The following is a 25,634-nucleotide window of genomic DNA, read 5'->3' on the forward strand; positions in this document are numbered from 1 at the left end:
TGTTAGAAACCCCCACTTCAAGCTTTGCTAAGTGGGGGAGTGTTCATATGCTATAATGTAGAAACATATAGCTATAAGGAGATGTAAGGCATGATTCCAGTAACAATATTAACTGGTTTTCTTGGATCTGGGAAAACAACATTATTAAATCGTATTTTAACAGAGAATCACGGTAAGAAATTAGCGGTAATTGTAAATGAAATAGGGCAAATTGGTATCGATAATCAGTTGATTATGAATGTTGAAGAAGAAATTATGGAAATGACAAACGGTTGTTTATGCTGTACTGTACGGGAAGATTTACTCGTTGCGTTAAAACAATTACTGGATGTAAAAGCAGAAGGTAAAATGGACTTTGATGGATTAGTAATTGAAACGACTGGTCTTGCAAATCCAGGCCCTATTATTCAAACATTCTTTTTAGATCCTGTTATTCAATCTGCATACCAAATTAATGGTGTTGTAACAGTAGTAGATAGTTATCATATACATAAACATTTTGAAAAAGGGCTAGAAGCAAAAGAACAAATCGCATTTGCTGATGTTGTATTAGTGAATAAGTTAGATTTAATTGAAGAGAGTGAAAAAGAAAATCTCTTGCATGAACTGCAAGGAATAAACCCGACTGCAAAGTTAATTCAGTCGACTAACTGTGAGGTGGATATTCCATCGTTACTAAAAATTCAAACGTTTAAAACGAAAGATACGTTACAAATTTATCCTCATACAGAGCATAATCATCTAGAAGGTGTAAAATCGTTTGTACTGCGCGAAGAGCGTCCGTTAGATTTACAAAAACTGAATGAGTGGATGTCAGCTGTCGTTCAAGAACTAGGTGAATATTTATACCGCTATAAAGGAATTTTATCGATTGATGGAGTAGATAAACGTATCGTTTTTCAAGGTGTGCATACACTGTTTGCTGCATCATATGATCGAGAGTGGCAAGAGGGTGAAGAACGAGTAAGTGAAGTCGTATTTATCGGAAAAGATATTAATAAAGAATGGTTCCAAGCACATTTCGAGGAGTGTGTGAAATAAGTCTGCGCATATTGCAGGCTTATTTTTTAGATTAACTAAGCACTTTGTAGAAAAATGCTAGATTGCAAAAAATGAAGGATAATAAAAAAGCCTGTTTTCACAGGCTTGTATGTTCATCTAAAAGTAACTCCATTACAACACCTACAACAGGGCCTTCATCATCAATATCGCCATTTAAACGGAATCCAAATGATTCATATAATCCCATTGCAAGTTTGTTGTCTGGATGTAAACTTAAATAAATTATTTTACATTCAAATTTATCTTGTAAGAATTGAATGAGTATGCGAAGGAAACGTTTTGCGTATCCTTTTCCTTGATGGTGTTCGTCAATCATAAAGCGGTCTAACCACACGCTTTTACGTTTTTCCAAATACCATCCATACATTGCATATCCTACAAGTGTTTCTTCATCATATAAACCTACTGACGTTCCGTTTTTCTCATATAATGATTCTGCTAGAGAAAACGCATTGCTTTCAATAAATTGCTGTTGGTCTTTTGCGACGTTTAAAGCAGCTACTGAACGCCAGTTTTTTTCTGTTACTTCACAAAAGTGAAGAGTCATAATTCCAACTCGCCTTCTAAATTAATATAGCTTAAAAGCTAATATGGATAATTTTACTTGTTATTTGGGGCAAGTCAAGTAAGAACGAATAAAAAAGAAGCTGAATGACTCGTTCAGCTTCTTAAAAAATTGATTAGTTAGTAGCTTCTTTCAATGTGTTTACGTTTTCTTCCATTAAAGTGAAGTAATCTTTATTACTCTTCGCGTCATCTTCAGAAATAGTAGCAAGATGATTTAAGCGTAAAATTTTTGTGCCCGTTTCTTTTTGAATGACCGATGCTACTTTTGGAGTAGAGAATGTTTCAAATAAAATATATTTTAGATTATGTTCTTTTACTGTTTTTGTAATGTCAGCAAGCTGTTTTTGAGATGGTTCATCAGATGCTGAAATACCGGCGATAGCAATTTGTTTCAGGCCATATCGTTGTTCCCAGTATCCATAAGCCGCATGAGAAACTAAAATATCTTTCGTTTTTGCATTCGCAATAGCTGCTTTAAATTGATCATCTAAATCAGTAAATTTTGTTTGAAGTGCTGCAAAGTTTTTTTCGAACTCTTGTTTATGGTCAGGTTGTAATTCTACAAGTGCATTTTTAATTTTTTCAGCCTGTTTCATTGCTAGAGTAGGGTCTAACCAAATGTGTGGGTCTTTATCGTGATGATGTTCATCTTCTTTATGACCGTCTCCGTGATCATGATGCTCTTCTTCAGTAGAAGTACGCAGTTCAATACCTTTTGAAGCATTTACAATTTTAACATTTTCTTTTTGTAATGATTTTTCCATTTTTTCAGCAAATGGCTCTAATTCAGCCCCGTTATAAACGAATAAATCGGCTTTTGCAACTTTTACTGTTTGTTTTTGACTGGGTTCAAATGTATGAGAATCAGCACCAGGTGGGTAAATCGCTTCAACCGTTACATAGTCGCCACCAATTTTTTTTGCGAAATCTGCAAGAGGAAAAATAGTTGTATAAACAGTTAGTTTTCCATCTTTCTTGGCATTACCTTCTTTTGTATTTGAGCAGCCAGTAAAAATTAAAGTGAAAATAAGTAAGAATGAAAATATAGTCAATCTTTTAGGCATGAAGTTCTCCTCTTTTCTTTTTTACGGATATATTTTCCCCAATTATAGAAGAAAAATATCATTTTAATACAAAACGGAATAATTACGTTTTAGTTTGCGAACTTAGTATAATACATCTTTTATAAAGTTGCAATAAATAATAATCATTCCGATTTGATTTTGTTATAAAGTTGTCAAATATAGATGTGTTATTTTTGCGAATACATGCATATGTGACAACGCTGTGTTCATATATATGAAAGGAGGGCGTAGAGGGGGATGAGTGTTTGGGTTACTTAATGGAAGCTATTTTATTGATATTAGCGGTAGTATTACCATTAGCTTTAGTCTTAATTTTTTTAAGAGAATTAATAAGTAATTTAGGTGATGCATCAACGGTATCAAAATTACGAGAGAAAGATGAGAAAAAAGAGTGAGTAAAGCACTATGCGTACGCATAGTGCTTTACTTGTGGTAAAATGAGAGAAGGAAACTCCTAAAAGTTGTATTTTACTTTAGGAGAGAAAAGTAAAATAAGAGGTATATGCATATATGAATAAGCGAACAGCGTTAGTACTTGGTGCAAGTGGTCTAGTTGGACAAGAGATAACGCGTCTATTACTTGAATCAGATTACTACGATTCGGTTACTATTTTTGTAAGAGAACCAATGCAATGGCAACATGAGAAGTTACAGCAAAAGCAAGTAGATTATTCGGTATTAGAGGAATATAAAGAATTTTTTGCTGTAGATGACGTATTTAGTTGTCTAGGAACAACAATCAAAAAAGCAAAAACAAAAGCAAATTTCAAAAAAGTAGATTATGAATATACGGTACGAGCTGCGTGTCTAGCGGAGAAACAAGGTGTGCAAAATTTCCTTGTTGTGTCTTCAATGGGAGCAAATCCTAAATCGTTTTTCTTTTATTCGCAAGTTAAAGGGAGAATGGAAGAGGAATTACAAAAGTTAGTCATTGGTGGTATTCACATTTTTAGGCCATCTTTATTAGTAGGAAATCGACAAGAATTTCGTTTTGGTGAACGAATGGCTGAAAAGTTATCTCGTATCATTCCTTTTATATTTAAGGGGGCTTTCAAAAAGTATAAACCAATTTCAGCGAAAGATGTGGCGAAAGGGATGTATATCACTGCATTACGAGAAGAAACCGGTATTTATATTTATAACTCTAATGAAATTACAACCATAGAATAAATAAAACCGAGAAGAATGACTTCTCGGTTTTATTTATTCGTATGGATTTTCCCCGGTGCTCGTTTGTATTGATACGGTTCTTCTAACTCAAAGCCAAGTTCATTGGCGGCTATTCTTGGGAAGTAAGGATTACGAAGTAACTCACGGCCGATAAAAATTAAATCTGCTTCGTTATGATTTAAAATTTGCTCTGCCTGTGCTCCAGTCGTAATCAAACCAACAGCTCCAGTTGCAATGTTAGCATGTTCTTTAATATGTTTAGCATATTGTACTTGATACCCGGGATATACATCAATGTGTGCCGGAACAACAGCTCCAGAACTACAATCAATTAAATCTACTCCTTGTTCTTTCATCCATTTTGTATATGGAACGTAATCTTGAACCGTTAAACCATCAGGATGATAATCGTTTGCTGAAATACGAACAAATAACGGTCCGTTCCAAACTTCATTTATTGAGTCAATAATTTCACGTAAGAAACGATAGCGATTTTCAGGTGAACCTCCATACTCATCAGTCCGTTTATTAGAAAGTGGAGAAAGAAATTCATTAATAAGATAACCGTGAGCACCGTGTATTTCAATAACGTCAAATCCGGCTTGTTTGGATCGTATTGCAGCCTCTTGAAAAGCTAATATGGTCTTTTTTATTTGCTGTATGCTCATTTCTACTGGTGTTTTCATAGTTTCATTAAACGGAATTGCGGATGGAGCGAGAGCATCCGTCTCTAATTCAGCTTTTCTTCCGGCGTGAGCAAGTTGAATGGCGGCTTTTGCGCCGTTATCATGTATAAAAGTTGTCGTTTTCTGTAAGCCTTCAATTAGGCTATCATCCCATATACCTAGGTCTTTATTAGAAATTCTCCCTTCAGGTAACACGGCTGTTGCTTCGACCATAACTAAACCAACTTGACCAGCAGCTCTTGTTCCGTAATGAACGAGATGGAAATTCGTTACTTGGCCATCCTCGTTTTCTGATGAATACATGCACATAGGTGACATAACGATACGGTTTTTTAATGTAACTTCCTTAATTGTATAAGGTGAAAAAAGTTCGGAATTCATCCAATAGCCTCCTAGATTGAATTTTCTTACATTGTATCATTCTCGTTTTTGTTTCCCTAATAAAACGCTTATACAAAAAATTTTGTCTATTCGTGTTACAATAATGAATATGAATTGAATTGGAGGATGACATATGTACCAGGCTTATTATGAAAGCGAATTAGGCTTGCTAGAAATTACAGCAAACGATAAAGGAATTACGTCTGTTATATTTGTTGATGAGAGACAAGAAGAAATTAATAATGAAATGATAGATCAATGTATAAATGAGCTAGATGAATATTTTAAGGGGAATAGAAAAGAGTTCACAGTCCCACTGTCTGCCGAGGGAACAGCATTTCAAAAAAATGTATGGGATGCGCTCTATACTATTCCTTATGGCGTAAGTGCTTCATATTTAGATATTGCAGAGAAAGTCGGAAATACGAAAGCTGTACGGGCAATAGGAGGAGCGAATAGTCGTAATCCGATTTCAATTATCGTTCCGTGTCATCGTGTAATAGGAAAGAGCGGGAAGCTTGTTGGATATGCAGGCGGTCTATGGAGGAAAGAGTGGTTATTAAAACACGAAGGTATTTTGAAATGACGTATGGATGGGAAGAGGGATTGTTTTGAAATGTATAAATTGTGGGCAACTTTGTGAGGGAAATCAGTTGAATTGTGAAAGTTGCCAGCGGACTTTGCATACTAAACAAGGTGAAGGAAGCTCGCTAATAGACAAAGAATTAGAAGTATATGTAGGGAGACAATATCCGTATTACAAAAGGAAATGGGAGCTTGAGGAAAAGCGGATTGCTAGGTGGAGCTGGAATGGTTGGGCAACTCTTTTTAATGTAGGTTGGCTGGGATATCGTAAGTACTATTTACCGGCAGCATTATTTGTATTGTTATTAGTAGCGTGTGATGCGTTTTCTTATTATATGGGTTTCAATGTAGCACTGCCGATCATTAATATGGTGCCTCTTACGTTTTTATTACTCGTTTTTATTTTATTTGGAATGGCGATTTTTGCGAATGGATTATATTATCAATTTGCAGAAAGGCGTATATATCGAATAAAAGCACGAGAAATTCAAGATGAGTCGGTTGAGAAGTACCTCATTCGTGATAGTGGTGGAACGAGTAAAATGGGAGCAACAATCGTTACGATTTTAGCGGTTGCTAGTATTTTTTTCAGCCATTTCTTTTTCCCGACTGATCGAGATATTATTCAAAAAGTTCGTACAGGCTCACTTTATGAATATCCGTTCTTTTCCATTGGTGAATCGTTTGAAAATTATTTTAAAAATCCAGGTTGGGTATATTATCGCGGAACGGAAGGGTTAGAATTGGTAGAATTCCAAGGAGAGAGTCCTGATATGTCGAGGAAAAGGGTGAAAATTCAATTTATTGTTGATTATAAATTGGGTGAGATTGAGCCGTACTCACTTACGATTAATGAAGAATCTAAAAATGAGGAAGAATTTTTAAAGATAATGGACGAAATATTCAAAGTTCAAAATCCATTTGACATAGAGGATGGATTACAAGTAAAAAGAATAGAAAAAGAAGCGGATGGAAGACTTCAATATCCGCTTCTTTTTTTATTGTATAAAAATAATATTTGAAATAATCTGAATCTTTTGTATAATAATATGTATTATACTAGCTTTCATTTATACATATAGATTGGGGGAGGAAGAATGAAGAGAAAGATAACAACGCTTGCTGCAGTAGCATTATCGACTAGTGTATTAGTTGCAGGTTGCGGAAATGGGGAGAAGGCATCTACAACGAAGAAGGAAGCAGGTAAGGAGGCGGCAGATAAGCAAGTATTAAACTTACTAGAAACAGCGGAAATTCCTTCAATGGATACATCAAAGTCAACAGACTCTGTATCATTCCGTGCCTTTGTAAATGCAATGGAAGGATTATATCGTTTAGATAAGGATAATAGACCAACTCCAGGTATGGCAAAAGACGTAAAAATTAGTGAAGATAAAAAGACATATACATTTGAATTACGTGATGCGAAATGGTCAAATGGTGATCCAGTTCGAGCACAAGATTTTGTATATGCATGGCAACGCACATTAGATAAAGCAACGGCAGCTGAGTATGCATTTATTTTATTTGATGTAAAAAATGCGCAGAAGGTCAATAAGGGAGAACTACCGTTAGATCAATTAGGAGTAAAAGCAAAAGATGATAAAACGTTAGTAGTAGAATTAGAACAACCAGCACCATATTTCCTTGAGCTTACTTCATTCCCAACATTTTTCCCTTTAAATGAAAAATATGTGAAAGAACAAGGAGATAAATACGGATTAGAAGCAGATAAACTATTATACAATGGACCATTTACGATGAGTGAATGGAAACATGAACGAAGCTATCAGTTAAAGAAAAACCCTAATTATTGGGATAAAGATACTGTAAAGTTAGAAGAAATTAATGTGAATATTGTGAAGGAAACGAGCACTGCGGTAAATTTATATGATAGTGATCAAGCAGATCGAGTTATTTTAACTTCTGAATTTGTTGATAAATATAAAAAGAATAAGCCAGATGAATTTAAAACGAAGTTAGATCCACGTATGTATTTCTTACGTTTTAACCAGAAAAATGCAACGTTTAAAAACCAAAAAGTTCGTGAAGCAATTGATCTAGCATATGATAAAAAAGGAATTGCAAATGTTATTTTAAATGACGGATCATTGCCAGCATATTTCTTAGTACCTGAAAAATTTACGACAGGACCAGATGGAAAAGATTTCCGTACTGTAAATAAAAATTTCCGTGACAGTAAAGATAATGCAGCAAAAGCAAAAAAATTATGGGAAGAAGCGAAGAAAGAACTTGGTCAAGATACAATTACAGTAGAATTACTAAATGATGATAACGGTAGCCGTAAAAAAGTGGGCGACTTTATTAAAGAAGAGTTAGAGAAAAACTTACCTGGAATTAAAGTGAACTTGAAACAACAGCCATATAAACAAAAGCTAGATTTAGAAAAGAAATTTGAATATGAATTCTCTTTATCTGCATGGAGTCCAGATTATCCAGATCCAATGACTTATATTGATATGTTTGTTACTGGAAGCTCATTTAATGAAATGGATTATTCTAATCCGAAGTATGATGATTTAGTAGCGAAATCAAAAGGAGAGCTATTAAAAGATGATAAAGCACGCTGGAATGCACTTGCAGAAGCGGAAAAAATCTTAATTGGTCAAGATGCTGCCATTTCTCCTACGTACCAACAAAGTACCGCATATTTAGAGAAACCATACGTAAAAGGAATTGCAAATCATACGTTTGGTGGAGATTTCAGTTATAAGTGGGCATATATTACAAAAAAATAGTATAATAAAAGATGAGTGAATTTTCGCTCATCTTTTATTTGTATAGGAGGAATTAGAGTTGTTAAAAGGAATCAATCATCTTTGTTTTTCAGTATCTAATTTAGAAGATTCTATTACATTTTACGAAAAAGTATTGGAAGGAGAATTATTAGTTAGAGGAAGAAAACTTGCATATTTTAATATATGTGGAATATGGATAGCACTTAATGAAGAAACACATATTCCTAGAAATGAGATTCATCAATCGTATACACATATTGCGTTTTCTGTTGAACAGAAAGACTTTGAACGTCTACTGCAGCGATTAGAAGAAAACGATGTTCATATTTTACAAGGAAGAGAACGGGATGTAAGGGATTGTGAGTCTATATATTTTGTTGATCCTGATGGACATAAGTTTGAGTTTCATTCGGGGACATTGCAAGACAGAATTAATTATTATAGGGAAGATAAACCTCATATGACATTTTACTAAGGGGGAAAGAAGTTGCATGCGCTAGTAATTGGTGGGACAGGAATGCTAAAGAGGGTGTCTATGTGGCTTTGTGAGCAAGGGGTTCATGTTTCTATTATCGGACGAGATGAAGTGAAATTAGAAAGAGTTAAGCGAGAGAGTGCTGTACCAGAAAGTATCACATGTCTATCGTTAGATTATCATAATAAAGACGATGTAAAGTTAGCTATAAAAAGCACAATTGAGCGGAATGGCCCAATAAAATTAGTTGTCGCATGGATACATGCAAGTGCGAAGGATACGTTATCACTCATTTGTAAAGAATTAGACTTGTCGTCTGAAACATACAGTGTTTTTCATATTTTAGGTAGTAAAGCATCGCGCATGACTGTCCCAAAAATAGGAGGTACGCGGTGTAGCTACCATAGAATAATATTAGGTTTTATATTAGAGGGTACATACGGCAGATGGCTTACTCATGAAGAAATATCGGATGGGGTAATAAAAGGAATTGAGAGTAAATGTGATGAATGGATTGTAGGAAGAGTAGAGCCGTGGGAATTACGGCCGACATGGTAAGGGGGAATTGAAGTGAAGACAACGGTATATGTAACAAGGCATGGTGAAACGGAATGGAATGTAGCGAAGCGAATGCAAGGACGGAAAAATTCTACTTTAACTGAAAATGGTATACTGCAGGCTAAGCAATTAGGAGAGCGAATGAAAGATTTATCTATCGATGCAATCTATAGTAGTCCGAGTGAAAGAACCCTTCATACTGCAGAGTTAATAAAGGGCGAACGTGATATACCGATAATCGCGGATGAGCATTTCTATGAAATTAACATGGGTATATGGGAAGGACAGACAATTGATGATATAGAAAGGCAATACCCAGACGAAATACAATTATTTTGGTATGAGCCACATCTTTTTCAGTCAACATCAGGAGAAAATTTTGAGTCTGTTTATAAAAGGGTAATTGAGGGGATACAGATTCTTTTAGAAAAGCATAGAGGAGAAAGTATATTAATTGTTTCTCATGCGGCAGCGGCAAAGCTACTTGTAGGACATTTTGCAGGTATTGAAATAGAAAATGTGTGGGATGACCCATTTATGCATAGTGCTAGTCTAAGTATTATAGAATTTGAAGAAGATAAAGGTGAAGTGAAGCAATTTGCAGATATTAGTCATTTTCAGTAAGCATACAAAAAAGGCCGTGAAAACGGCCTTTTTTTGTGTGAAAAACTAGCAATTGCGTTTTTTGTACCAGAAGTGATCGAATTTCTTGTGTTTGCAAGATGGGAATTTATGTCCGCCACCTTTGCAGTCGTTCCATTTCTTTCCGTCATCACACGAATCGTCGCAAGAGCCACCGTGTCCATTCGGGAAGAATTCGCATTTTTTACAGAAACTTCGTTTTGTCCAGAAAAATTTCTTTTCAAAGCGTATGCATTTTGTAACGAACGTACAATGTTTTCTGCGAGTACGTTTTGTAACTAAAACGCATTCTTTTCTACGCGTTACTTTCGTAACAAATGTCCATTTTTGAACACGTACACGAGTACATTTCGTAACAAATGTCCATTTTTTTACATGCGTACATTTTGTAACGAACGTACAATGTTTCACGCGAGTACATCTTGTTCTTGGACATTTACCCCCAGTTGTACATTTACATCCAGTTGTACAAGTATGATGAGTGAATTTATCATCATCGCATTCAAAAGTACTTGGATCTTGGTGTAAGAAATCCTCCATCCCCGCACTTTTGATTTCTTCGACAGCTTTTCTAATATCACGTTTCATAGAAATCCTCCTTATCATGTATTCAGGTGAAAAGGTATTCTTTTTCCTTAACAGGATATGTATATAGGCATCTTTCTGAACAGGACAAGAGTGTAATTTTATATAAATGGTTGATAGCGGATGTATGGACAAGGCAAAGTGCATACATTGAATGAAGAGAACTGAGAAGGGATGGGGAAATATGCTACCTTCATATGATTTTTTTATTCATCCAATGAACCTAGTGGAATTGAAAAAAGAAATTTGGTCAGATAGTCCAGTGCCAGCAAAATTAACTTATGGAAAAAAGAAGTATGACATTGATATCGTATACCGAGGGGCTCATATTCGTGAATTTGAGAAAAAGTCTTATCATGTTATGTTTTATAAACCGAAAAAATTTCAAGGTGCGAAAGAGTTTCATTTAAACTCTGAGTTTATGGATCCGTCTCTCATACGAAATAAATTGTCTTTAGATTTTTTTCATGATATTGGTGTACTTTCACCGAAATCACAACATGTGTTTATAAAAATTAATGGTCAAATTCAAGGTGTATATTTACAGTTAGAATCAGTTGATGAAAACTTTTTGAAAAATAGAGGATTACCAAGTGGTTCTATTTATTATGCGATAGATGATGATGCAAATTTCTCTTTAATGAGTGAGAGAGATAAAGATGTTAAGACCGAGCTCTTTGCGGGTTATGAATTTAAATATTCGAATGAAAATAGTGAAGAACAATTGAGTGAATTTGTATTTCAAGCAAATACTTTGTCAAGGGAAGCTTATGAAAAAGAAATTGGAAATTTTTTGAATGTAGATAAATATTTAAGGTGGTTAGCTGGCGTCATTTTTACGCAAAACTTTGATGGTTTTGTTCATAACTATGCACTATATCATAACGATGAAACAAACTTATTTGAAGTGATACCGTGGGATTATGATGCGACTTGGGGGCGAGATGTACAAGGGAGACCACTTAATCATGAGTATATTCGTATTCAAGGTTATAACACATTAAGTGCAAGATTGTTAGATATACCTGTATTTAGAAAACAATACCGAAGTATTTTGGAAGAAATATTAGAAGAACAATTTACTGTTTCGTTTATGATGCCGAAAGTAAAAAGTTTGTGTGAATTGATTCGTCCATATTTACTACAAGATCCATATATGAAAGAAAAACTAGAAATATTTGATCAAGAAGCTGATATGATTGAGGAGTATATAAATAAAAGAAGAAAGTATATACAAGATCATTTACATGAATTGGATTAATTTTGAAAGAGATTGGAACATTATCAATCTCTTTTTTTGTATAATAAAGATGTATCAATAGAATTGACGTAATATGTACTTAATAAAGAATGGGGATGTGGAAACATGACGATAAAATGGATTGAGTGGGCAAAACAAATACAATCTATAGCTCAAGCGGGTTTAACTTATTCTAAGGATGTGTATGATATAGAGCGTTTCCAACAATTACGGGATATTTCTATTTCGATGATGTCACATTACACTAAGACAGATTGGGAAGTTGTAGAGAAGTTATTTGCAAGTGAGACAGGCTATCAAACACCAAAAGTTGATGTAAGAGCAGTTGTTTTTCAAAATGAAAAGTTATTATTTGTGAAAGAAAAAAGTGATGGGAAATGGGCTTTGCCAGGTGGATGGGCTGATATTGGTTATACGCCGACAGAAGTAGCTGCAAAAGAAGTTTTAGAGGAAACGGGTTATGAAGTAGATGATTTTAAGTTATTAGCTATATTTGATAAAGAAAAACATCACCAGTCGCCTTCCGCAACACATGTATATAAAATTTTTATAGGCTGTAAGATTATCGGTGGTGAAAAGAAGACGAGTATTGAAACAGAAGATGTGGAGTTTTTTGGTGAGAATGAATTGCCTAATTTATCAGTTGCTAGAAATACAGAAGAGCAAATTAGAGAAATGTTTGCCTATATGAAAGAACCTCAGAAAGAAACATTAATAGATTAATAATACTTATGCCGATAATAATGTTGGAATGAAGATATTGGCAGAATGCAACCTTTATGTAATAATGGGAAGGTATGTGAAGAAAAAAGGAGATAGAAAATAAAATGTTAGCAAGCATAATAGATCAGTTATTGCAATTTTTTGCAAGCTTAGGTTACTTTGGAGTAGCGCTAGCTTTAATGATTGAAATTATTCCGAGTGAAATTGTACTTTCGTATGCGGGTTTTTTAGTTGCAGATGGTAAAATTAGCTTTGTCGGTGCAGTTATTGCTGGAACAATCGGTGGTACGTTAGCTCAAATCTTTTTATATTGGCTTGGATACTATGGTGGGCGTCCAGTGGTAGAGAAGTATGGGAAATATCTACTTATTAATAAACATCATTTAGACATAGCAGAAAATTGGTTTAAGCGTTACGGAGCAGGAGTAATCTTTTCTGCACGCTTTATCCCGGTAGTACGCCATGCAATCTCTATTCCAGCAGGATTAGCCAAGATGCCATTAAAACTATTTACACTGTATACAGTAGTTGCGATTATTCCATGGTCAATTCTATTTATATACTTAGGTGAAAAGCTAGGTGGGAATTGGCGACACATTAAAGAGTATGCATCTGATTACACACACTACATAATTATAGGAGCTGTTCTCTTTGTTGCTTTATACTTCGGTTTAAAGTATTTCAAAAAGAAGAAGACAGCGCGTTAAAGTCAATGATTTTTCATTGGCTTTTTTTATTTGTTTCGGTTCTAAAGAAAAGGAGTTGTCCATAATGTGTAATAATAAAGCGTAGCGGAGGAATGTGATGAAAGGGTCACCGTTTTTACGTGGAACGATATTTTTAACGATGGCAACGATGATATCTAAAATGTTAGGGTTTATATATGTTATACCATTTACAGCGATGGTCGGTACGAGTGGGTACGTTTTATACACATATGCATATCGTCCCTATACGATTATGCTCAGCATCGCGACGATGGGGTTACCACTTGCCGTTTCGAAGATGGTATCAAAATATGATCAACTGAATGATTATCATACGGTTAAGAGAGTGCTAAAGAGCGGTATCTTTTTTATGCTAATAATGGGAGTAATCTCATGTTTAACCCTATATATATTAGCTCCACATTTAGCTAAACTTGTAATCGATGGAAATGATCAAACAGGGAATAGTGTAGCGGCGGTCACAACTAATATTCAAATTGTCAGTTTTGCGTTAATACTTGTACCAGTAATGAGTTTATTAAGGGGGTTCTTTCAAGGGTTCCAATCGATGGGTCCTTCTGCTTTAAGTGTAGTTGTAGAGCAATTTTTTCGAGTCTTAACCATTTTAATAGGGAGTTTTGTCGTTTTATATATTTTAAAAGCTTCTATCTCTCTAGCCGTTGGTATTTCAACGTTCGGTGCTTTTATGGGAGCGATAGGTGGACTGACTGTTTTAAGTGCGTATTACATAAGGAGAAGAAAGCACTTAAAGAAAAAAGAAATGGCAAGTATACCGCAAACAACGAAATCTTTTTTTTCGCTATATAAGGAGCTCTTTACATATTCAATACCGTTTGTTGTAGTTGGTTTAGCAATTCCGTTGTATCAGACGATTGATACATTTACAATTAATAAACTACTTATACAAATAGGATATATGCAAGGGGAAGCGGAGAAAATCAATGCAATAATTGGTCTTGTTCAGATGGTTGTACTTATCCCAGTTTCCGTTGCGACTGCTTTTAGTATGTCTCTCGTACCTGAGATGACAAAAGCCTATACAGCAGGAAATGTGAAGTTACTATACAAACATTTTACGAGGACGAATCTATTAGTAGTAGGTATTACGGTACCAGCGGCAATTGGAATGATGGTGTTAGCAAAACCAGTATATACTCTTTTATTCGGTGCCGGAAATGATCCGGAGATGGGGCGAATTATATTACAGTATTATGCTCCTGCTTGTATACTATTTTCGCTTTTTACAGTAACAGCTGCGATGTTACAAGGAATTAATCAGCAACAGAAAACGGTGCTAGGATTAGTAATTGGCATTATTGTAAAGATAATTTTAAATATTGTATTGCTTCCGTATTTCGATTATGTAAGTTTTATTATTTCAACATACGCGGGTTACACGATTTCAGTTGGCTTTAACTTGTGGATGCTTTCTAAATATGTTATAAAGGCAACATAAGCTTTTTAAGGCAGAGAGCGCTCTGTCTTTTTCTTTGTTTAAAATATTTTTCTTATAAAAACGTTTTCAAAATAATTTTTCTATTGAAATTTAAACGTATGTTTCATATGCTGAGAATGGCGGTTCAAAAACTGTTATTTAAGAGAGGTAGATTCCTACATGTAAAAAGAATCGGGGTGATAGTATGTTAAATATTTATTTAACAGACCGAAACGGAAAACTACAAGAGATTGAGGAAATGCAAAAGGGTTGCTGGATTAATGTACTTCATCCAACGGAAGAAGAAATTCAATATCTAGTACAAACTTTAAATGTAGACTTAGATTTCATTAAAGACCCTTTAGATGACGAAGAACGTTCTCGTATTGAAAAGGAAGACAGTAATACTTTAATAATCGTGGATATTCCAACAGTTAGACATGATGAAGAAGGAAATTCGATTTATGACACAATCCCAATAGGTATGATTGTCATGCCAGATTGTTTTGTGACAATTTGTTTAGAAGAAAACCCAATTTTTGAACGTTTTATTAATCAACGTATTAAAGAATTTTATACGTTTAAAAAGACACGATTTGCACTTCAGCTCTTATATACGATTTCTACTTATTATTTAAGATACTTAAAGCAAATTAACAGAAAAACAATTGATTTAGAGCATCAATTAAATCAGTCGATGAAAAATAAAGAGATTTTCACATTGCTAGGCCTTGAAAAAAGTTTAGTTTACTTTACAACATCATTAAAGGCGAATAAAATCGTAATTCAAAAATTAATGCGTAACAGTACATTTTTAAAAATGTATGAAGACGATCAAGATTTATTAGAAGATGTATTAATTGAAAATAAACAGGCGATTGAAATGGCGGAAATATATAGTCACATTTTAAGTGGAATGATGAATACATTTAGTTCCGTTATATCAAATAATTTAAATAGTGTTATGAAACTGTTAACGTCTATAACAATCATTTTATCGTTACCAACGATGGTTTCTAGTTTCTTTGGAATGAACGTAAAGGTTCCGTTTGAAGGAGAAGCACATGGTTTTATAATTGTTCTCATAATATGTGTAACACTGTCTTTCACACTAGCATTTGTTTTTTGGAAGAAACGTTACTTTTAACGATAAGAAAGCTGCTCTAGCATAGTTGTATAACTGCGCTAGAGCAGCTTTTTTGCTATGAAATCGAAAGTTTCGAATAGAATAAAACCTATAAAATGTAATGTATATGAGAGGGGGGAATTCCGTATAAGTCTTGTCCAATTCATAAAATAGGGTTAAAATTACATATTGTTAATGAAAAGTTGGAGGAAATACATCATGGAATTGTTTCAATTACCGAAAGCATTCCTGCAAATGAATACAATCTTTATCTCCATATTAATCGAGGCACTTCCTTTTGTCCTCATTGGTGTATTTATTTCAGGATTCATTCAAATGTTTGTGACAGAAGATATGGTAGCAAAATGGATGCCGAAAAACCGATTTCTGTCTGTTTTAATGGCTACTTTTTTAGGGATGATGTTTCCGGGCTGTGAATGTGGAATCGTTCCGATTGTAAGGCGATTAATCGGAAAAGGGGTTCCGCCATATGCCGGGATTGCATTTATGTTAACTGGGCCAATCATTAATCCGGTCGTATTATTTGCAACATACGTTGCCTTTGGAAGTAGCATGCACATGGTATGGTATCGTTCTATTGTAGCGATTATCGTAGCAATTATTGTTGGAATTATATTATCATTTATGTTTAAAGAACATCAATTAAGAGATGATCACTTCCCAGAAGTGAATCAAAAGCGTCCATTACGTAAAAAAATGTGGGATGTATGTACGCATGCTGTTGAGGAATTTTTCTCGATGGGGAAATATTTAGTATTAGGTGCGTTAATCGCAGCTGCAGTTCAAACGTTCGTACAAACTTCAACACTTCTTGCTATAGGACAAGGGCCGTTCTCTTCACCAGCTGTTATGATGGGACTTGCTTACATTTTATCACTTTGTTCAGAAGCAGATGCATTTATTGCTTCGTCATTCCAAAGTACATTTTCAACAGCGTCACTTGTCGCGTTCCTCGTATATGGACCGATGGTGGATATTAAAAATATGTTTATGATGCTTGCGACATTTAAAACGAAATTTGTAATTGTCGTTACAGTTACAGTTACACTTGTTGTTTATGCAAGCTCACTACTCATTTATGCGATGGGGTGGTAGGTTATGTTTCGAGCATATATATTATTAGGTTTTACAATTTTAATCGCGCAGCTTCATATTTCAGGTAATATTACGAAGTATATCAATATGAAGTATGCCTATTTATCAACAACAGCAGCTATTATTTTAGGATTCTTAACGATTGTTCAAATTATTATCGTTTTCCAAAAAGAACATCAAAAAGAAAAGGAACAGCACAATTGTGGTTGCGATCATAGCCATTGCGGGCATGATCATTCAAAAGATGAAAATACGTGGTGGAAAAAAGCATTTTCGTACACATTGTTTTGTTTTCCGATAGTCACAGGATTGTTTTTCCCGATTGCAACGTTAGATTCAGATATTGTTAAGGCGAAGGGATTTCATTTTCCAGTAGCGCAAGCAGAAAGTACAGATCCATTTATGACAAGGCAATTTTTAAGACCTGATACGAGCATTTATTACGGGAAAGAAGGATACCGTGGTGTAATGGAAAAAGGGAAAAAAGAGTTTGTTACGAAAGATAGTATTAATTTAAAAGATGAAGATTTTCTAAAAGGGATGGAAACAATTTATAATTACCCTGGCGAGTTTACTGGGAAAAAGTTATCTTTTAAAGGATTTGTTTTTAGAGATGATTCTTCTAAAAAAGAACAATATTTCTTATTCCGTTTCGGCATTATACATTGTGTAGCGGATTCTGGTGTATATGGTATGTTAGTGAAAAAACCAGAAGGGGTAGAATGGAACAATGATGATTGGATTCAAGTTGAAGGAGAAATAGCAACGGAATTTTATCAGCCATTCCATGCGAACATTCCGGTTTTAGAAGTAACGAAATGGAATAAAGTTGAACAGCCGAAAGAACAATATGTATTTAGAGGAGCCGATTGATCACATCGGTTCTTTTTTGTGGACTAAGAGTTCTGAATGTTGTTAATATTAAACGTGTAGTGATAGTAAGTTCATACTGTTCTAATTTTAATGGGAAATGGAACTCTTACCGAACTTCTTTGCTCCAGCCGAATTTTGTGGTGGGTAGTTCACTGTCTGCAAATAGTGGATTAAATAATCAAAGAGGTGATAACAATGACTGAAGTAAAGGGAAAAACAGCTAATGAATCCAGAGTGTTTAAAACGAGCCGAGTATTTCCAACAGATTTAAATGATCATAATACGCTATTTGGTGGGAAAATATTAGCCGAGATGGATATGGTTGCTTCTATCTCAGCAACGAGGCATGCAAGAAAAGAATGTGTTACAGCATCTATGGATTGGGTAGATTTCTTACATCCAGTTCGCTCTTCAGATTGTGTTAGTTATGAATCCTTTGTAATTTGGACGGGCAGAACTTCTATGGAAGTATTTGTGAAGGTAGTAGCAGAAGATTTAATTTCAGGTGAGAAACGTATAGCGGCAACATCATTTGTTACCTTCGTTGCACTTAGTAAGGATAATAACCCAGTTCCAGTTCCTCGAGTAATTCCTGAAACAGAAGAAGAGAAAGAATTACATCGCATTGCTGTGTTGCGTGCGGAACAACGTCATATACGTAAGGCGGAGAGTAAGAAAGTAGCCACATTACTAACTTTTTGAGTTGAATATTTAGTCGTTAAAGGTAGTATAACGGACTGAAATGTTTTTCATATGAAAAGCGGACACCTAAAAATAGGTGTCCGCTTTTATAGTTTTTTCATCCACATATCATATGACGATAACTACTTAGCAGAAGCAAGCAGCACCGACGATGATTAAGAGGATAAATAATACGACTAATAGCGCGAATCCATTACCATGTGCGAAGCCCATTGTTATTTCCTCCTTTTATTTTAAGATACAACATACAATATGCAAATGAGCTATCGTTTGATATGGACATATATCATGTAATGACATATTTTCTTGAATGATATTGTATTAAAAAAGGGAAGATATAGAAATAACAGTAAGTGGAGAAAGGAAAATATCCATGAAACACTTTTTCGTTGTAATCCTTTGTTTAATAGGTGTATTCATTTGGATGAACATCGATGTGGAAATGGGGAAAAAAATGGCTAGTGAATATGAAGTAGGACAAGTTCGATTAGGTGAATTTCAACTGTATACGAACGGTGAAGAGTTATATACAAAATTATTTGAGGATATACGTAATGCAGAAAAGTACATATATATCCATTTTTATATTGTAGGTAAAGATGAAATAAGCAAAGAGTTTTTGCAGTTGCTCGAGAAGAAGGCATCGAGTGGAGTAGAAGTAAAATTGTCAGTTGATCGAATAGGTGGATATAAGCTGAAGAAAAAGATAATTCGTCAACTAAAAAGCAATGGTGTCCAGTTTACGTTTAGTAAAAAACCTAAATTGAAATATTTCTTCTATTCATTGCATCAACGAAACCATAGACGCATAGTTACGATTGACGGAAAAGTATCCTATATCGGCGGCTTTAATATTGGAAAGGAGTATCTTGGACAAGATCTGAAATTTGGCCCGTGGCGTGATTATCATGTGCGAGTCATTGGGAATGGTGCCACGGATATGGAAAGAACATTTGCTGCTGACTGGAAAGAAGATACAGGAGAAAAAATGCCTGTACATGAAAATTCACCTGTAATTGGGAATGTAAAATATCAATATTTATTTTCAGATGGAAAAGGGTTATGGGAAAAATATGGGGCGCTTTTAAAGCAGTCTAAAAAGTCTTTAATTATTGCTACACCATATTTTGTACCGAGTAAAGAAATGATGAGAGAGTTGAAAAATGCATTAAACCGGGGTGTCAATGTAAAAATTCTCGTACCATTTAAAAGCGACGCCGTATTGTTAAAACAAGCGGCCTATCCGTATTTGAGAGAGATTAACCATGCTGGAGCGGAGATTTATCAATATCGAAATGGTTTTTTTCACGGGAAAGTAACAATCATTGATGGAGAAATTGTTGATATAGGTACAGCGAATTTTGATAATAGAAGTTTTTATTTAAATTGTGAATCTAACTGTGTCATATATGATAAAAGAGTTGTCGCTGACGTATGGAACCGATTAAAAGAAGACTTTCATAAATCAAAAAGATTTTCGGAAGAAGATTTTGAGAAAATTAGTAAATGGGATTGGTTTTTAGCAAGAATAGCGAATGTCATAGCATCATATTTATAGCATATAGACAAAAGAGAAGGGAGGCACTTTCGTGGATTGTATGAAAGAATTAATGATGTATAGTTATATGGTTATATATAAGGTTGGAGAGTATACAGGCAAGGTAAGAGATGAAGAATTAAAGGGGTTATTACAGCAACATTTACCATATATGTTGCAAGCATATAATGAACAAGTGAATTTTCAAGAAGGAGAGAATGTACAGCATATAGCTTGTGAACCAATTTTATTTCATTTTCATGAAATAGAAAAGGAAATTAATGGTAAATACACAGGAGATATCCATATTGCAACTTGTTATATTTCACATTTAAAACGGTTAGCACTAAAGTTTGCTCAAGTGGCAGTTGAAGTTGCGAATCCAGAATTCCGCTCGTTTTTAGAAAATTGCTTCCTGAAAATGAACCGTTATGCCTATAGTGTATGGCAATATGTTGTGAAGAAAGAGTATAAGATTAAACATGTATATGAAAATGAGAAGTTTGCATAAGAAACTAAGGCGGAAGATGCGCGCCTTAGTTTTTTCTTTTCATAGAGAAAAAAACTAGATGTATATCTGTATTATCAGAAAGTTTACAAAAATTTACCGTTTATTTACTGTTTTTCAATCTTTCCTTTAAAAATAGAGAGTAATATGGGATTGTACATATTCTATCTAAAGGAGGAAACGCAAATGAACAAATGGGTTAAATCATTAACTGCTATGGCACTTGCAAGTTCTTTATTAATGGTAGGTTGTAGTAAAGGTGAGGACAAGAAGAAAGAAGACGATACAACAACACAACAAGAGGACAAAAAGGATAAAGAAACAAGTGGAACTGAGAAGTCTACGGATTCTAAAGAAAAGAAATAATAATTAGAGCTTCCTCTTATATAAGAGGAGGCTTTTTTGTTGTAAATTGATTGAGATTATTGAAAAATAGAGGAAGAATGAAAGAGGGGGAGAACAAATGAAAGTATGTATATTAGGAGCAACAGGTCGAGTAGGTTCAAACATAATTAAATTAGCATTAAAGGATTCAGCTGAAGTGACCGCATTAGCACGTGATATAAATAGAATGGAAATTCAACATGAAAGGTTACGAGTAATAGAAGGGAATGTACTAAATGAAAATGATATACAGAAAGCGATAGAAGGAAGCGAAATAGTAATAAGTGCACTTGGCACGGATCGAAATGGAACGTTAGCGAAGAGTATGCCATCGATTATAAAGCAAATGGAAGAAGAAGGGGTTTATAAAATCATTACTATAGGAACAGCCGGTATTTTACAAGCGAGAACAAATCTAGATTTATATCGTTTTCAATCAACGGAATCAAAAAGGAAGACAACAACCGCAGCAGAAGATCATTTAGCTGCTTATAAGTTACTTAGTCGTAGTAATTTATGTTGGACGGTCGTTTGTCCGACACATTTAATAGACGGTGATGTGACAGGGGTATATCGAACTGAAAAAGATGTATTACCAGAAGGGGGAGCGAAAATAACAGTTGGTGATACAGCACAATTTACATGGAATCTGTGTAGGGAAAACCAATATGAGAATAGCCGAGTAGGTATTTCCTATTAAAAAACCATCCCGAAATTGGGATGGTTAAAAGACGATATAACATACAAATATGATAATCATAATGATTTGGAGAATGGCTTTCGCTACTGTGCTGCTTAAAAAACCAACTACAGTAGCAACTCCTACTAGAAAGGCGTCTTTTGGCGCTTTTTTATGCATCAGTTCTGTAATAAATACCGATAAGAACGGTATGATAATTAAACCGAATGGTGGGAAGAAGAAAGATCCGACAATGATAGAAATCATACCGACACGTTCTCCCCATTTAGAACTCCCGTATTTCTTTAAGAAATACCCATTTGCAATAAAATCAGCAACGAAAATGAAAAGTGTGAAAATGACTTGAATAATCCAAAAGGATATTGTTAGTTCTCCACCATTTATACCAAAATGGTAAATGAAATATCCAGCCCAAACAGCAAGGATGCCTGGAATGATAGGGTAAATAAAGGCGAGAAATGAAACAATGAAACAGGCAATGATACAGATTGTTAATAATGCTGTCACTTTATAACTCCTTCTTCGTGTCTAATTTATGTACTGCAATTTTTTTTACCTGATGTCCATCAAGTTCTAGTGCTTTAAACTGAAAACCGGCAAATTCAATGGAATAACCAGCCTCAATATTTAAGTCCACTGCTTGGGAGAGGAGCCAGCCTCCAATTGTATCTAAATCGCTATCATCAATATGTAGGCCAAACATATCATTCACTTCAGAAATGAGCACTTTCCCATCTAAAACAGTAAGCTTCGGCGTACGTTTTTCAATCATAGGTGATTCATCTGTATCAAACTCATCTTGAATTTCTCCAATGATTTCTTCAAGAATATCTTCCATTGTTAAAAGTCCGGCAGTACCACCATATTCATCCATAACAATTGCCATTTGAACGCGATTCTTTTGTAGATGAACTAACGTTTTGCGAATGGGAACAGTTTCAAATACAGTTAGTACTGGGTGTATGTAAGATTCAAGTGGCTTATGAATGCCTTTCGTTTGATCGTGAAATACTTCTTTCGTATTAATCATACCGATAATATCATCTTTATCTTTTTCAATGATAGGATAGCGTGTATACTTTTCAGTTGCAACGATATCCATATTTTCTTCTAACGTATTTTCAGTAGATAAGCAAATCATTTCTGTACGAGGGACCATAATTTCTTTTGCAACTCGGTCGTCAAATTCAAAAATATTATTTACATATTTATATTCGGTTTGATTTATTTCACCGCTTTTGAAACTTTCCCCTAAAATAAGGCGTAGTTCCTCTTCAGAATGGGCAAGTTCATTTTCTTTCGCAGGCTCTAAACCGAGTAGTTTTGTGAAAAAGATAGCTGTACTATTTAGTAGCCAAATGAATGGATACATAATTTTATCAAATAAAATAAGTGGCCGTGCAAACTTTAGTGTGATGGCTTCTGCTTTTTGAATTGCGAAAGACTTTGGAACTAATTCACCTAATACAACATGGAAAAATGTAATAACACTAAAAGCAATAATAAACGATAAAGTATTCGCCATTGTTCCAGTAATATTAATTTTTTCAAATAGTGGTCGTAATAAATGTTCCACAGTCGGTTCACCGAGCCAACCAAGCCCTAAAGAAGTAATTGTAATTCCGAGCTGACAAGCTGATAAATAAACGTCTAAATTAGATATGACACTTCTTGCAGCTAAAGCTTGTTTATTGCCTTCATTTGCAAGCTGGTCAATTCGACTTTTTCGTACTTTTACAACAGCGAACTCTGATGCAACGAAAAAGCCGGAAATAAGGATAAGTATAAAGATGAGAAAAATATTTAATATGTCCAAGTGTGTTCTCTATTCCGTATCTGGGAATAAAGATGTCACCTCCTGCAATTATGTTATACTTTTATAATAAATCCAAACGAAAAGAATAGTCAAAGAAAAAGGGTAAATATTGGTATGTTTTTGCAATAGTTTTTGAATGTGCTGTTATTTTGTCCGCTATACAAAAGGAATAACCCCCTACTTTCAGATTATAGAGGGTTATTTCAAATTAAGGTTTTGGAATACTTCTCGTTAAAGCGTACGATTGTTGTTTAACGTGGTTTGTCGTCCATAGTGTTTGAAGGAACGAGAGTATGCAATACGGTATATACAAAAGTAATAAGCTAATTGTAACAATAATAGGTGCATTTCCACCGAATTGAACGATAAATTGCAATAGTCCGCTTGCATGAAAAACGCATTCCATAAAAACGAATGAAAGAATAATGGAACCTAAAATGGATTTATGATTCGAAGTAAGCGCCAAAAACAAAGTATCTACAAGGAAAGAAGATTGTTTTATTTCATATTCATTTGTGTTACTTAAAAAAGGAATCCATTTTTTTATGGCTTGCATAACGATAATCATGGAAGTACTACAAACGATGATAAAAGATGAGTAGTAAGGAAGTTTTATAAATTTTGCGATATATAGAAGTGGTAATAAGACTGAGCATTGTAATAATACAGTACAAAAAGAGTAAGGTATCCATCTTAATAAGGAAGTGAACTTTTTAATCGAATGAGGTGCTTTAAAAAATAAATGGCCGATCCCTAAACTGATGAAGAATCCAACCGCAAGGGTAAAGGTAAAACGAACGATCGATAAAAAATATATTTCCCATATGTAAGGGAATAACGGTGTTGAATGATTTGAAGTATGTACTATCTGATTTGCTGAGAAAAAGATAGATTCATGCATCCAATCAATCTTTGGAATTGTCATAGAATAAAGCTGTGCGAAGTTATGAAAAATGCTTATAAATCCAGTTATGTAAGAGTATTTATGTGTAATGAATAATGCCGGAATAGGACTGATGATAAATATAATGAGAACACCAACGATAAATTTATATATATGTGAGCGTAATAAAGACATGTAATCACCTGCTCTTAGAATATTCAGAAAATTCTTATTCTTATTTTAGCTTTTTTCAATGTAAGTTACAATATATTTTTCTTAAAGAAGTTTAGAATTATAGGGGATATAAGTGAATGAAACGTGAATAAATTATGACAAGAAAATGAATAATTTTCAGAAAAGTAAAATAAATCATTTATTTTTTTCTGAAAATATAATATAGTTATGGCACAGAAAGTATTTTAACATAAGGAGGCTGTTTATGAGGATTAAAGGGAATTATGTGCCGAAAAGGGAAGTTTTATTTTGCTCAAGTTCAATTACAATAGGGGAAGCACTGGAGCATTTAAATAAAACTGGCTATCGTTGTGTACCAGTTTTAGATGAAAAAAAAGAGAAATATTTAGGGAATGTATACAAAGTAGATATTCTAGAATATAAAGGTTCACTGGAAGAGAGTGTAGTACAATTATTAAACGATAAAGAAGGTTATGTTAGAGAAGATTCTTCGTTCTTTAAGGTATTTTTTACAATAAAAAAATTACCTTATATATCAGTAGTTGATGAAAAAGGAATCTTTCTTGGAATTTTAACGCATAAAAAAGTTTTCGAGTTATTAGAAGATGCTTGGGGTGTTCATTCTAGTAAATATTCTGTCATGATTGGGACACAGGATTATAATGGGGCCATTCAAAAATTATCGACAGTATTAAAAAAATATACAGGTATCCAAAGTTTAATGACTTTTGATAATGATGCCTTATTAGTTCGGAGAATTATGTTTACATTAGGAGAAGAGTTTAACGACGGTGAATTAGAGACGTTATTGAAAGATTTAGAAGATCACGGATTTAGAGTTGTATATGTGGAAGAGATGAAAAATCCACGTGAAGTTGAAACGATAGAGTAATATGCAAAAGCCATCTAATTTAATATTGGATGGCTTTTGCATGTTATGCAAGTAAAGTTATTTGAAAATAACGATAGGATGAAAGTTGAAATTATAACAATATTTGTGCGAAAGAATAAAAAATGTAGATAATTTGGATTTTCAAAAAAATCAATTTGAAAATATGTTTTTATTTTTCAACTAAATATGTTACTATATGT

30 protein-coding genes are annotated in these 25,634 nt (G+C 34.2%); 22 read left to right on the top strand and 8 right to left on the bottom strand.

The features are described from left to right. Positions 1–90: 90 nt before the first annotated feature. Entirely contained in the window at positions 91–1,041 is a 951-nt protein-coding gene (locus Q9B79_RS24545; RefSeq protein ID WP_306188409.1) for a CobW family GTP-binding protein, read from the top strand. Between the two features lie 97 nt (positions 1,042–1,138). Here Q9B79_RS24545 and Q9B79_RS24550 read toward each other — a convergent pair whose 3' ends face one another. Further along, the gene (locus Q9B79_RS24550; RefSeq protein WP_306188411.1) at positions 1,139–1,609 is read right to left on the bottom strand and encodes a GNAT family N-acetyltransferase; all 471 of its coding nucleotides are present in this window, start codon (positions 1,607–1,609) and stop codon (positions 1,139–1,141) included. Positions 1,610–1,742: 133 nt separating this feature from the next. Further along, positions 1,743–2,693: a metal ABC transporter substrate-binding protein gene (locus Q9B79_RS24555; RefSeq protein WP_098669056.1), complete on the bottom strand. Its 951-nt coding sequence runs from the start codon at positions 2,691–2,693 to the stop codon at positions 1,743–1,745. Positions 2,694–2,959: 266 nt separating this feature from the next. Between Q9B79_RS24555 and Q9B79_RS24560 the strand changes: the two genes are divergently transcribed. Both Q9B79_RS24560 and Q9B79_RS24565 read left to right on the top strand, forming a co-directional pair. Then, complete coding sequence (locus Q9B79_RS24560) at positions 2,960–3,109, top strand: hypothetical protein (RefSeq protein ID WP_306188414.1); 150 nt, start codon at positions 2,960–2,962, stop codon at positions 3,107–3,109. Positions 3,110–3,224: 115 nt separating this feature from the next. Beyond that, the gene (locus Q9B79_RS24565; protein WP_306188416.1) at positions 3,225–3,884 is read left to right on the top strand and encodes an oxidoreductase; all 660 of its coding nucleotides are present in this window, start codon (positions 3,225–3,227) and stop codon (positions 3,882–3,884) included. A gap of 29 nt (positions 3,885–3,913) precedes the next feature. Here Q9B79_RS24565 and namA read toward each other — a convergent pair whose 3' ends face one another. Further along, the gene (gene namA / locus Q9B79_RS24570; RefSeq protein WP_306188418.1) at positions 3,914–4,951 is read right to left on the bottom strand and encodes an NADPH dehydrogenase NamA; all 1,038 of its coding nucleotides are present in this window, start codon (positions 4,949–4,951) and stop codon (positions 3,914–3,916) included. A 133-nt stretch (positions 4,952–5,084) separates the two neighbouring features. On the opposite strand from namA, the gene Q9B79_RS24575 reads away from it, so the two are divergent. The 6 genes from Q9B79_RS24575 to Q9B79_RS24600 all read left to right on the top strand — a co-directional run bounded on the left by Q9B79_RS24575 (position 5,085) and on the right by Q9B79_RS24600 (position 9,952). After that, complete coding sequence (locus tag Q9B79_RS24575) at positions 5,085–5,537, top strand: methylated-DNA--[protein]-cysteine S-methyltransferase (RefSeq protein WP_306188420.1); 453 nt, start codon at positions 5,085–5,087, stop codon at positions 5,535–5,537. A gap of 7 nt (positions 5,538–5,544) precedes the next feature. Continuing rightward, complete coding sequence (locus Q9B79_RS24580) at positions 5,545–6,558, top strand: DUF2628 domain-containing protein (protein ID WP_306188423.1); 1,014 nt, start codon at positions 5,545–5,547, stop codon at positions 6,556–6,558. Between the two features lie 75 nt (positions 6,559–6,633). Next, positions 6,634–8,295 (top strand): peptide ABC transporter substrate-binding protein, encoded by a 1,662-nt coding sequence (locus tag Q9B79_RS24585; protein ID WP_306188425.1) that lies wholly within the window; start codon positions 6,634–6,636, stop codon positions 8,293–8,295. Positions 8,296–8,353: 58 nt separating this feature from the next. Beyond that, entirely contained in the window at positions 8,354–8,770 is a 417-nt protein-coding gene (fosB, locus tag Q9B79_RS24590; RefSeq protein ID WP_306188427.1) for a FosBx1 family fosfomycin resistance bacillithiol transferase, read from the top strand. Between the two features lie 12 nt (positions 8,771–8,782). Next, entirely contained in the window at positions 8,783–9,328 is a 546-nt protein-coding gene (locus Q9B79_RS24595; RefSeq protein ID WP_306188429.1) for a short-chain dehydrogenase, read from the top strand. Between the two features lie 12 nt (positions 9,329–9,340). Next, on the top strand, positions 9,341–9,952 hold the full coding sequence (locus tag Q9B79_RS24600) for a phosphoserine phosphatase 1 (RefSeq protein WP_306188431.1): 612 nt from the start codon (positions 9,341–9,343) through the stop codon (positions 9,950–9,952). Positions 9,953–9,997: 45 nt separating this feature from the next. On the opposite strand, the gene exsB is transcribed toward Q9B79_RS24600, so the two are convergent. After that, entirely contained in the window at positions 9,998–10,558 is a 561-nt protein-coding gene (exsB, locus tag Q9B79_RS24605) for an exosporium protein ExsB (protein ID WP_306188433.1), read from the bottom strand. Positions 10,559–10,739: 181 nt separating this feature from the next. Here exsB and cotH point away from each other — a divergent pair, with 181 nt between their 5' ends. The 8 genes from cotH to Q9B79_RS24645 all read left to right on the top strand — a co-directional run bounded on the left by cotH (position 10,740) and on the right by Q9B79_RS24645 (position 18,519). Next, positions 10,740–11,816, top strand: a complete 1,077-nt coding sequence (gene cotH, locus Q9B79_RS24610; protein ID WP_306188435.1) for a spore coat protein CotH — start codon at positions 10,740–10,742, stop codon at positions 11,814–11,816. Positions 11,817–11,921: 105 nt separating this feature from the next. Next, a complete protein-coding gene (locus Q9B79_RS24615) occupies positions 11,922–12,539 on the top strand; it encodes an NUDIX hydrolase N-terminal domain-containing protein (protein WP_306188437.1) in 618 nt (205 codons plus the stop codon). A 104-nt stretch (positions 12,540–12,643) separates the two neighbouring features. Beyond that, positions 12,644–13,246 carry an undecaprenyl phosphate transporter UptA gene (uptA, locus tag Q9B79_RS24620; protein ID WP_042990419.1) on the top strand — a complete coding sequence of 201 codons (603 nt, stop codon included), beginning with the start codon at positions 12,644–12,646 and terminating at the stop codon, positions 13,244–13,246. A 97-nt stretch (positions 13,247–13,343) separates the two neighbouring features. Continuing rightward, positions 13,344–14,723, top strand: a complete 1,380-nt coding sequence (locus Q9B79_RS24625) for a putative polysaccharide biosynthesis protein (RefSeq protein ID WP_306188440.1) — start codon at positions 13,344–13,346, stop codon at positions 14,721–14,723. Between the two features lie 184 nt (positions 14,724–14,907). Continuing rightward, on the top strand, positions 14,908–15,849 hold the full coding sequence (locus Q9B79_RS24630; protein WP_306188441.1) for a magnesium transporter CorA family protein: 942 nt from the start codon (positions 14,908–14,910) through the stop codon (positions 15,847–15,849). A 198-nt stretch (positions 15,850–16,047) separates the two neighbouring features. Next, a complete protein-coding gene (locus tag Q9B79_RS24635; protein ID WP_306188443.1) occupies positions 16,048–16,944 on the top strand; it encodes a permease in 897 nt (298 codons plus the stop codon). A gap of 3 nt (positions 16,945–16,947) precedes the next feature. Then, positions 16,948–17,817 (top strand): TIGR03943 family putative permease subunit, encoded by an 870-nt coding sequence (locus tag Q9B79_RS24640; protein ID WP_306188445.1) that lies wholly within the window; start codon positions 16,948–16,950, stop codon positions 17,815–17,817. 195 nt (positions 17,818–18,012) lie between these two features. Continuing rightward, entirely contained in the window at positions 18,013–18,519 is a 507-nt protein-coding gene (locus tag Q9B79_RS24645) for an acyl-CoA thioesterase (RefSeq protein WP_000141166.1), read from the top strand. 126 nt (positions 18,520–18,645) lie between these two features. Here the strand turns inward: Q9B79_RS24645 and Q9B79_RS24650 are convergent, their stop codons facing one another. Further along, a complete protein-coding gene (locus Q9B79_RS24650; RefSeq protein WP_000505094.1) occupies positions 18,646–18,732 on the bottom strand; it encodes a YjcZ family sporulation protein in 87 nt (28 codons plus the stop codon). A gap of 160 nt (positions 18,733–18,892) precedes the next feature. Between Q9B79_RS24650 and cls the strand changes: the two genes are divergently transcribed. The 4 genes from cls (at position 18,893) to Q9B79_RS24670 (ending at position 21,648) form a co-directional block, all read left to right on the top strand. After that, positions 18,893–20,077 carry a cardiolipin synthase gene (cls, locus tag Q9B79_RS24655; protein ID WP_306188448.1) on the top strand — a complete coding sequence of 395 codons (1,185 nt, stop codon included), beginning with the start codon at positions 18,893–18,895 and terminating at the stop codon, positions 20,075–20,077. A 31-nt stretch (positions 20,078–20,108) separates the two neighbouring features. Further along, positions 20,109–20,567, top strand: a complete 459-nt coding sequence (locus Q9B79_RS24660; protein ID WP_306188450.1) for a spore coat protein — start codon at positions 20,109–20,111, stop codon at positions 20,565–20,567. A 183-nt stretch (positions 20,568–20,750) separates the two neighbouring features. Continuing rightward, positions 20,751–20,930 (top strand): hypothetical protein, encoded by a 180-nt coding sequence (locus tag Q9B79_RS24665; RefSeq protein WP_001045960.1) that lies wholly within the window; start codon positions 20,751–20,753, stop codon positions 20,928–20,930. Between the two features lie 97 nt (positions 20,931–21,027). Beyond that, a complete protein-coding gene (locus tag Q9B79_RS24670; RefSeq protein WP_306188454.1) occupies positions 21,028–21,648 on the top strand; it encodes an NAD(P)-dependent oxidoreductase in 621 nt (206 codons plus the stop codon). A 24-nt stretch (positions 21,649–21,672) separates the two neighbouring features. Here Q9B79_RS24670 and Q9B79_RS24675 read toward each other — a convergent pair whose 3' ends face one another. The 3 genes from Q9B79_RS24675 to Q9B79_RS24685 form a co-directional block, all read right to left on the bottom strand. Next, on the bottom strand, positions 21,673–22,155 hold the full coding sequence (locus Q9B79_RS24675; protein WP_306188456.1) for a DUF456 domain-containing protein: 483 nt from the start codon (positions 22,153–22,155) through the stop codon (positions 21,673–21,675). A gap of 1 nt (position 22,156) precedes the next feature. Then, the gene (locus Q9B79_RS24680) at positions 22,157–23,464 is read right to left on the bottom strand and encodes a hemolysin family protein (protein WP_098669073.1); all 1,308 of its coding nucleotides are present in this window, start codon (positions 23,462–23,464) and stop codon (positions 22,157–22,159) included. A 208-nt stretch (positions 23,465–23,672) separates the two neighbouring features. Continuing rightward, positions 23,673–24,542 carry a hypothetical protein gene (locus tag Q9B79_RS24685; RefSeq protein ID WP_306188459.1) on the bottom strand — a complete coding sequence of 290 codons (870 nt, stop codon included), beginning with the start codon at positions 24,540–24,542 and terminating at the stop codon, positions 23,673–23,675. A gap of 244 nt (positions 24,543–24,786) precedes the next feature. Here Q9B79_RS24685 and cbpA point away from each other — a divergent pair, with 244 nt between their 5' ends. Further along, a complete protein-coding gene (gene cbpA, locus Q9B79_RS24690) occupies positions 24,787–25,434 on the top strand; it encodes a cyclic di-AMP binding protein CbpA (RefSeq protein ID WP_306188461.1) in 648 nt (215 codons plus the stop codon). Positions 25,435–25,634 lie beyond the last annotated feature (200 nt).

Source organism: Bacillus sp. MHSD_36 (genome assembly GCF_030757775.1).
Taxonomy (GTDB): Bacteria; Bacillota; Bacilli; order Bacillales; family Bacillaceae_G; genus Bacillus_A.

What these genes read in the sequence shown, in the direction of transcription:
- Q9B79_RS24545 (WP_306188409.1), top strand. Translation starts at nt 91, where the DNA reads ATGATTCCAGTAACAATATTAACTGGTTTTCTTGGATCTGGGAAAACA.
- Q9B79_RS24550 (WP_306188411.1), bottom strand. Translation starts at nt 1,609, where the DNA reads ATGACTCTTCACTTTTGTGAAGTAACAGAAAAAAACTGGCGTTCAGTA.
- Q9B79_RS24555 (WP_098669056.1), bottom strand. Translation starts at nt 2,693, where the DNA reads ATGCCTAAAAGATTGACTATATTTTCATTCTTACTTATTTTCACTTTA.
- Q9B79_RS24565 (WP_306188416.1), top strand. Translation starts at nt 3,225, where the DNA reads ATGAATAAGCGAACAGCGTTAGTACTTGGTGCAAGTGGTCTAGTTGGA.
- namA (WP_306188418.1), bottom strand. Translation starts at nt 4,951, where the DNA reads ATGAATTCCGAACTTTTTTCACCTTATACAATTAAGGAAGTTACATTA.
- Q9B79_RS24575 (WP_306188420.1), top strand. Translation starts at nt 5,085, where the DNA reads ATGTACCAGGCTTATTATGAAAGCGAATTAGGCTTGCTAGAAATTACA.
- Q9B79_RS24580 (WP_306188423.1), top strand. Translation starts at nt 5,545, where the DNA reads ATGGGAAGAGGGATTGTTTTGAAATGTATAAATTGTGGGCAACTTTGT.
- Q9B79_RS24585 (WP_306188425.1), top strand. Translation starts at nt 6,634, where the DNA reads ATGAAGAGAAAGATAACAACGCTTGCTGCAGTAGCATTATCGACTAGT.
- exsB (WP_306188433.1), bottom strand. Translation starts at nt 10,558, where the DNA reads ATGAAACGTGATATTAGAAAAGCTGTCGAAGAAATCAAAAGTGCGGGG.
- cotH (WP_306188435.1), top strand. Translation starts at nt 10,740, where the DNA reads ATGCTACCTTCATATGATTTTTTTATTCATCCAATGAACCTAGTGGAA.
- Q9B79_RS24615 (WP_306188437.1), top strand. Translation starts at nt 11,922, where the DNA reads ATGACGATAAAATGGATTGAGTGGGCAAAACAAATACAATCTATAGCT.
- uptA (WP_042990419.1), top strand. Translation starts at nt 12,644, where the DNA reads ATGTTAGCAAGCATAATAGATCAGTTATTGCAATTTTTTGCAAGCTTA.
- Q9B79_RS24625 (WP_306188440.1), top strand. Translation starts at nt 13,344, where the DNA reads ATGAAAGGGTCACCGTTTTTACGTGGAACGATATTTTTAACGATGGCA.
- Q9B79_RS24630 (WP_306188441.1), top strand. Translation starts at nt 14,908, where the DNA reads ATGTTAAATATTTATTTAACAGACCGAAACGGAAAACTACAAGAGATT.
- Q9B79_RS24635 (WP_306188443.1), top strand. Translation starts at nt 16,048, where the DNA reads ATGGAATTGTTTCAATTACCGAAAGCATTCCTGCAAATGAATACAATC.
- Q9B79_RS24640 (WP_306188445.1), top strand. Translation starts at nt 16,948, where the DNA reads ATGTTTCGAGCATATATATTATTAGGTTTTACAATTTTAATCGCGCAG.
- Q9B79_RS24645 (WP_000141166.1), top strand. Translation starts at nt 18,013, where the DNA reads ATGACTGAAGTAAAGGGAAAAACAGCTAATGAATCCAGAGTGTTTAAA.
- Q9B79_RS24650 (WP_000505094.1), bottom strand. Translation starts at nt 18,732, where the DNA reads ATGGGCTTCGCACATGGTAATGGATTCGCGCTATTAGTCGTATTATTT.
- cls (WP_306188448.1), top strand. Translation starts at nt 18,893, where the DNA reads ATGAAACACTTTTTCGTTGTAATCCTTTGTTTAATAGGTGTATTCATT.
- Q9B79_RS24665 (WP_001045960.1), top strand. Translation starts at nt 20,751, where the DNA reads ATGAACAAATGGGTTAAATCATTAACTGCTATGGCACTTGCAAGTTCT.
- Q9B79_RS24670 (WP_306188454.1), top strand. Translation starts at nt 21,028, where the DNA reads ATGAAAGTATGTATATTAGGAGCAACAGGTCGAGTAGGTTCAAACATA.
- Q9B79_RS24685 (WP_306188459.1), bottom strand. Translation starts at nt 24,542, where the DNA reads ATGTCTTTATTACGCTCACATATATATAAATTTATCGTTGGTGTTCTC.
- cbpA (WP_306188461.1), top strand. Translation starts at nt 24,787, where the DNA reads ATGAGGATTAAAGGGAATTATGTGCCGAAAAGGGAAGTTTTATTTTGC.